At 36.4% G+C, this 6,000-nt stretch carries 4 protein-coding genes, 5 tRNA genes, 1 rRNA gene and 1 riboswitch; of the genes, 2 read left to right on the forward strand and 8 right to left on the reverse strand.

Features of this window, described 5'->3' with window-relative positions; genetic code table 11:
• Positions 1-91 precede the first annotated feature (91 nt).
• A complete protein-coding gene (locus tag F5ESL0228_RS06060) occupies positions 92-730 on the forward strand; it encodes a phosphatase PAP2 family protein (RefSeq protein WP_233553555.1) in 639 nt (212 codons plus the stop codon).
• A 154-nt stretch (positions 731-884) separates the two neighbouring features.
• Here the strand turns inward: F5ESL0228_RS06060 and F5ESL0228_RS06065 are convergent, their stop codons facing one another.
• The 5 genes from F5ESL0228_RS06065 to F5ESL0228_RS06085 all read right to left on the reverse strand — a co-directional run bounded on the left by F5ESL0228_RS06065 (position 885) and on the right by F5ESL0228_RS06085 (position 4,031).
• Positions 885-2,327, reverse strand: a complete 1,443-nt coding sequence (locus F5ESL0228_RS06065) for an MDR family MFS transporter (protein WP_122023195.1) — start codon at positions 2,325-2,327, stop codon at positions 885-887.
• Between the two features lie 15 nt (positions 2,328-2,342).
• Entirely contained in the window at positions 2,343-3,542 is a 1,200-nt protein-coding gene (gene metK / locus F5ESL0228_RS06070; RefSeq protein ID WP_122023196.1) for a methionine adenosyltransferase, read from the reverse strand.
• Positions 3,540-3,626, reverse strand: a riboswitch (SMK box riboswitch). (Overlaps the previous gene by 3 nt.)
• A gap of 60 nt (positions 3,627-3,686) precedes the next feature.
• Positions 3,687-3,759 (reverse strand) — tRNA-Val (locus F5ESL0228_RS06075).
• 4 nt (positions 3,760-3,763) lie between these two features.
• A tRNA-Glu gene (locus F5ESL0228_RS06080) sits at positions 3,764-3,835 on the reverse strand.
• Between the two features lie 123 nt (positions 3,836-3,958).
• Positions 3,959-4,031 (reverse strand) — tRNA-Val (locus F5ESL0228_RS06085).
• 460 nt (positions 4,032-4,491) lie between these two features.
• Here F5ESL0228_RS06085 and F5ESL0228_RS06090 point away from each other — a divergent pair.
• A complete protein-coding gene (locus tag F5ESL0228_RS06090) occupies positions 4,492-5,613 on the forward strand; it encodes a site-specific integrase (protein ID WP_122023197.1) in 1,122 nt (373 codons plus the stop codon).
• 79 nt (positions 5,614-5,692) lie between these two features.
• Here the strand turns inward: F5ESL0228_RS06090 and F5ESL0228_RS06095 are convergent.
• From F5ESL0228_RS06095 to rrf, 3 genes are all read right to left on the reverse strand, one after another.
• A tRNA-Ser gene (locus tag F5ESL0228_RS06095) sits at positions 5,693-5,782 on the reverse strand.
• A gap of 9 nt (positions 5,783-5,791) precedes the next feature.
• A tRNA-Asn gene (locus F5ESL0228_RS06100) sits at positions 5,792-5,864 on the reverse strand.
• 11 nt (positions 5,865-5,875) lie between these two features.
• Positions 5,876-5,992: ribosomal RNA gene (gene rrf, locus F5ESL0228_RS06105) — 5S ribosomal RNA — on the reverse strand.
• Positions 5,993-6,000: the final 8 nt, after the last annotated feature.

Here is a 6,000-nt window from a genome sequence, read left to right on the forward strand (position 1 = left end):
TATTAAATAGAGAAAGCCACTACATCGCTTTATTTTTTTAGCAATAATGATTATAATTTAACCGAAGTATAAAAATAAGAGGAGAAAGTTATTGATTACCGACAACCGTTCAAGAAAAGACTCAATTATTCCCGCAACAATTTTTTTGGTTTTATATGCTATTTGGGCAATGCTTGTTGCATCAGGAAACCAATTTATTTATCAATTTGATCAAAATATAATTGAACTAATCTGCAATAATAATCCGGTTAATATCAAGTTTGCAACTACATTTACCGTTTTGGGAAATACCAGTGTTATTACAATTGAAACAATTATTCTCTGTATAGTTCTGATAATCTTTAAAAAATATGCTTACATGTTTTTTACCGCTGGAACCATGATAGCTGCTAACGGTTATAACTGGATTAGTAAACATGCAATTGCCCGTCATCGACCATTCGTACACCACTTAGTTGAAGCTCACGGGTACAGCTTTCCCTCTGGACATTCGGTTGGCAGTGCAACCTTGTTTGGAATTCTAATTATCTTAACAATTCTATTAATTAAAAACAAACCGTTAAAAGTAGTTTTGTGTATTGTTTGGGTGTGTTTTCCATTATTAATTGGTTATACCAGAATATTTGATCACGTCCATTACCCTTCAGACGTATTGGGTGGATTTTTAGAAGGAATTACTTTTCTATTAATTGGTTATTCTTTCTTATATCATTATTATTTAGAGAATTAAGAAGTTATCAATATGATGATAAAATATGTAGTCAAAGAAAAACAGGCAAAGTTTGCCTGTTTTTTTACTTTTATGATTAAAACAATCAAAAGTGGACTAATCAAAAAGCATCCAGCTAATTAATAGCTTCCTAAACTGTTTCATTCAAATTTTATTATTTTCTTTTATAAATACAATTGAAAATAAATGACAAAATAATTGCAATTAGTGAAACGATATAAACGCCTTTTAAACCACTGAATAGAACCTGACGTAATTGCGGCACCAAGTTAGGAGCCAACTCTTTTGCCTTGGCTGCAGACACTATTTTGTTCATCATGTTTTGGGTGAGTTCTGGTCTTTTAGCTATCTGGTTTGCGACAACCGTATTGAAAGTAATACCATAAATAGACACCAACATGGTTTGGCCTAGATAGCGCATTAAAGTATTGAAGGATGTTGCTACACCAACGTTTTGCGGCTCAACTAAAACCTGTGAACGGACTTGCGCAGCAGTAATAATTGATCCAAAGGCCAAGCCATTTATAACTGCTATGAAGCAAAAGACCCAAAATGGTGTATAGATTGGAACTACTAATAAGAGTATGTCAGCAATTAAGAGTAGGGTCAGCATCCCAAAGAAAGATTTACGCACACCCCAGTGTTTAAGTAATCCACCGATTACAAATGAGCCAACGACCCACATTACAGAACTAGGTGTAACAGCAAATCCGGCAATAGTTGCAGATGTGCCATTAATCCCTTGCATCCATGTTGGGATATAAAATTCAAAGCCAATTACTACACCTGAAATTAAGAGTGTAATCATATTTACAGCTTGAAATTCTCGATCTTTTAAAATTGATAATGGCATAATTGGATCAGTAGCTCGTTTTTCTGCCTTGAAGAAGGCAATCGCACTTACAATAATTAAAGCTGCTAATAAAGTGATAAATATTGGGCTCAGAGAACTTAGCTCTTGAAGTGTAAACATTAAAGCCAACAATAAAGCGACTAACCAGAATGTACCTTGAATATCTAATCTGGTCTTCTTAGTTTCTTTACTTTCATGTAAGAATATTACAACTAACAAGAAAGCAATCAGTCCAATTGGAACATTAATATAAAAAACCCAATGCCAAGATAATTTTTGAACAATAAAACCACCAAGAAGTGGGGCAATAACAGAGGCTACTCCCCAAAAGCCAGAATTAAGGCCAAGCATTTTTGCACGTTTATCCAAACTATATAAATCCGCAATAATCGTCATTGCCACCGGTTGAACAGCACCAGAACCTAAGCCTTGAATAACGCGAAATAAAATTAGTTCGATCATGTTATGTGCTTGACCACAAAGCGCAGAACCAACAACAAATAAGGCTATCCCAAATAAAAAGACTGGTTTACGACCAATGCTATCTGATAATTTTCCATATAGCGGGGTCGATACAGCGGTCATAAATAGGAAGATTGAAACAACCCAGTTCATAATTTCTAGACCATTAAGGTCTGAAACAATCGTTGGCATAGCGGTTGAGACAATCGTGCCTTCAATAGCAGACATAAAGGTTGTCATAAAAATTGCAAGTGTAATTATTAATACATTTGTTTTTTTCAAAATTACATATCCTAACTAATTATTCTCTTGAACAAAATCTAGTAGTTTCTGAACTTTATCGATATGTTCCCATGGCAAATCAATGTCAGTACGTCCAAAATGACCATAGGCAGCAGTTTGTTCATAAATAGGCCGACGCAAGTCTAGCATTTTAATAATTCCTGCGGGACGCAAATCAAAAATATGACGAACAGCTTTAGTTAACAATTCATCACTTACTTTACCAGTACCTGAGGTATCAATCATGACTGATACAGGATTTGCAACACCAATAGCGTAGGCAAGTTGTACCTCGCAGCGATATGCTAATCCAGCTGCAACGATGTTCTTGGCTACGTAGCGCGCAGCATAACTAGCACTACGGTCAACTTTGGTTGCATCCTTACCTGAGAATGCTCCTCCACCATGACGAGCATATCCGCCGTATGTATCCACGATAATTTTTCGACCAGTTAATCCTGAATCACCTTTAGGTCCACCAATTACGAATCGGCCCGAAGGATTAATTAAGTACTTAGTTTCTTTGTCAAGATATTTTGCAGGAATGACTTTTTTGATTACTAAATCAATCATAGCCTGACGGATTTCTTCATTGGTTACCTCAGCATTTGTTTGCGTTGAAATAACGACAGTATCAACGCGCTTCGGTTTATTATTTTCATCATACTCTACAGTAACTTGGGCTTTCGCATCCGGTTCCAACCAAGTCAACGTACCATCTTTACGTAATTTAGACACTTGTCGCATTAATGCATGAGCCAATGAAATTGGCAGTGGCATCAGTTCTGGTGTTTCTTTAATTGCAAAACCAAACATTAATCCTTGGTCACCTGCGCCAATTTGGTCAAGTTGATCTTGGTCATCCTTATTTTCCCTTGTTTCAAGCGAATGATCCACTCCCTGTGCAATATCAGGTGACTGTTCATCAATATCAAGCAAAACAGCACAGTTATTACCATCAAAACCAAGTTCAGGCTTATCGTAGCCAATTCGTAAAACTGTTTTACGAACAATTGCTTGGATATCAACGTATGCACTTGTTGATATTTCACCAAAAACATAAACAATCCCAGTATTAACGATGGTTTCACATGCTACATGAGCTTCAGGGTCTTTAGCCATAATTGCATCTAAAATTGCATCCGAAATTTGATCCGCAATCTTATCAGGATGTCCTTCAGAAACTGATTCCGAGGTAAATAAACGTTTTTCCATAATAGTAGTCCCCCTATAGATATACAATACTATTCGGTTACAAGGCAGCTCCACTAATGGATCCTTTCAGGACTTGAACCGATAACTAATTCGTTCTTCTTGTAAAAAAATAGGATCACCGCAGATCCGGTAATCCTAGAACGATGGAGGATACAGGGCTCGAACCTGTGACCTCCTGCTTGTAAGGCAGATGCTCTCCCAGCTGAGCTAATCCTCCAAAGTGACCCGTACGGGATTTGAACCCATGTTACCGCCGTGAAAGGGCGATGTCTTAACCACTTGACCAACGGGTCAATATTTCTGAATCAAGGCAATTTAATAATATACCTATCAAAAGACAAATTAAATAATTTGATTCAATATTATCATTCCATAAATAATGGCGGTGCAAACTTATTTCACACCACCACTATTTATGGAGGATACAGGGCTCGAACCTGTGACCTCCTGCTTGTAAGGCAGATGCTCTCCCAGCTGAGCTAATCCTCCAAATTGTCGTCATCTCCTGACCACTCTTAATAATTTAGCATAACATTTTTGACTTGTCCAGAAATTTTTGTGCTTTTTTCGAAATTTTCGTAGTAACTGTCAGATTAATTCTTTTTTGTTCATAATATCACAAAATTACAATTACTTAAGTTTGAAATTAATAAGGATGAAACCTGAATTTTTTACACCAAATATTTTTTAGTACTACTTTTATCAATTTTTTGTTAGCAATCACCATTTTTTACTTTCGAAGACAAGAACTGAGTTTGATTAAACGAGGCTTAGCTTTTTGGCAAAAACTCAAATATAAATATTACTTTTTACAAAGTTCCTGGTTTTGGTTTATCAGTGGTCTTAATTTTGCCGTTTTGTTTTTGGCAATTTTCTTGAATTGGTACCATAGCGATATAACAATAAGCAACACTCCTTATTAATCTTTTAACTATTACGGAGGAAAATTATGCCCAAGCGTGATGAACACATAAAAGAATACAAAAATAAAAGAGGTGAACGTATTTTTAAGTTCCACCTCTATCTTGGTATTGATGAAAACGGTAAGCGCGTTAATATCACTCGCCAAGGATTTAAGACTTATAACGATGCCAAAATCACTTATGACCAATTACGTGCCAATGGTACAACCGGGTATCAGAAACCAAAGATAATCAAAACTGATGAGATTTATGCTCTTTGGTTTGATAACTATAAGGGACAGGTAAAACAGTCAACTGCTAATAAAGTTAATCAAATATATCACAATCACCTTAAACCTGCTTTTGGCGATAAGTATTTAGATAAAATTCAAGTTAAAACGATCCAAAAATTTGCTGATGCCAAATCTAAAGAGATTGTCAAATACAAAGAAACTGTCCGTATACTTAGCAGATTATTCGAATATGCGATTCGACTGGGCTATGTTAAGAGTAATCCCACAAAAAGAATAATTATGCCTAAAAAAACTACCCGCCCCAGAAGAGACATTGAGCACAATGTTTATACGCGGGAAGAATTGGAAGAATTTCTGACAGCTGCTAAAGAATATGCTATAACACCTTATACATATTTTAAATTGCTGTCATCGACAGGTTTGAGACGCTCGGAAGCATTGGCACTAACCTGGAAAGATATTGACTTAGACAATATGACACTTTCAGTTAATAAAACTCTTGCTTATGGCTTAGATAACAAGATTATCATGCAGCCGCCTAAAAGCAAAAAATCAAAACGAACTTTGCCGATTTCACAGGATTTAGCTGAAGCACTGATCGATTATCGCAAAAAGCAAAAAATATTCTACAAAGTAGTTTTTCATGAACAAAATGGAAACTACTATAATTTGACAGCTCCAGGCAACTGGCTGCACAAAATCTATAAAGCTAATCCGCAATTAAGACGAATCACCGTCCATGGCTTCCGCCACACCTTTGCTACTCTACTTATTAGCGAAACTGATGTTAAGCCTAAAACAGTTCAAATGCTTCTTGGCCATGAAAACATAAAAATGACTATAGACATTTATACTCACATTTCCAAAAAGAACAAAGATGATGCGATCGATTCAATTAGAAAATTAAACATTTAACTTTTTTTTGCTTTTTGCCGTGCGAAAGCAAATAAAAAGGCTAGATACATTGCTGTATCAGCCTTTTATCATTATACAGCGGAGTGTGAGAGATTTGAACTCTCGATACAGGTAAAGCCCATATACATGATTTCCAATCATGCTCCTTAAGCCACTCGGACAACACTCCAAGAAAAAACTCCGGCTGTCAGACTCGAACTGACGACATCTTGATTAACAGTCAAGCGCTCTACCAACTGAGCTAAGCCGGAATATTAAAAAAGCACGGCAGCTTCCTACCCTCGCAGGCAGTCTCCCACCAACTACTCTCGGCGTTAAGAAGCTTAACTGCTGTGTTCGGCATGGTTACAGGTGTTTCCTTCTTGCTTTTGCCACCGTACTTTCTCT

This window comes from Lactobacillus sp. ESL0228 (genome assembly GCF_003692825.1).
Lineage (GTDB): Bacteria > Bacillota > Bacilli > Lactobacillales > Lactobacillaceae > Lactobacillus.

Excerpts from the sequence above, each read along its gene's own strand:
- metK (WP_122023196.1), bottom strand. The coding sequence starts at position 3,542 with ATGGAAAAACGTTTATTTACCTCGGAATCAGTTTCTGAAGGACATCCT.
- F5ESL0228_RS06090 (WP_122023197.1), top strand. The coding sequence starts at position 4,492 with ATGCCCAAGCGTGATGAACACATAAAAGAATACAAAAATAAAAGAGGT.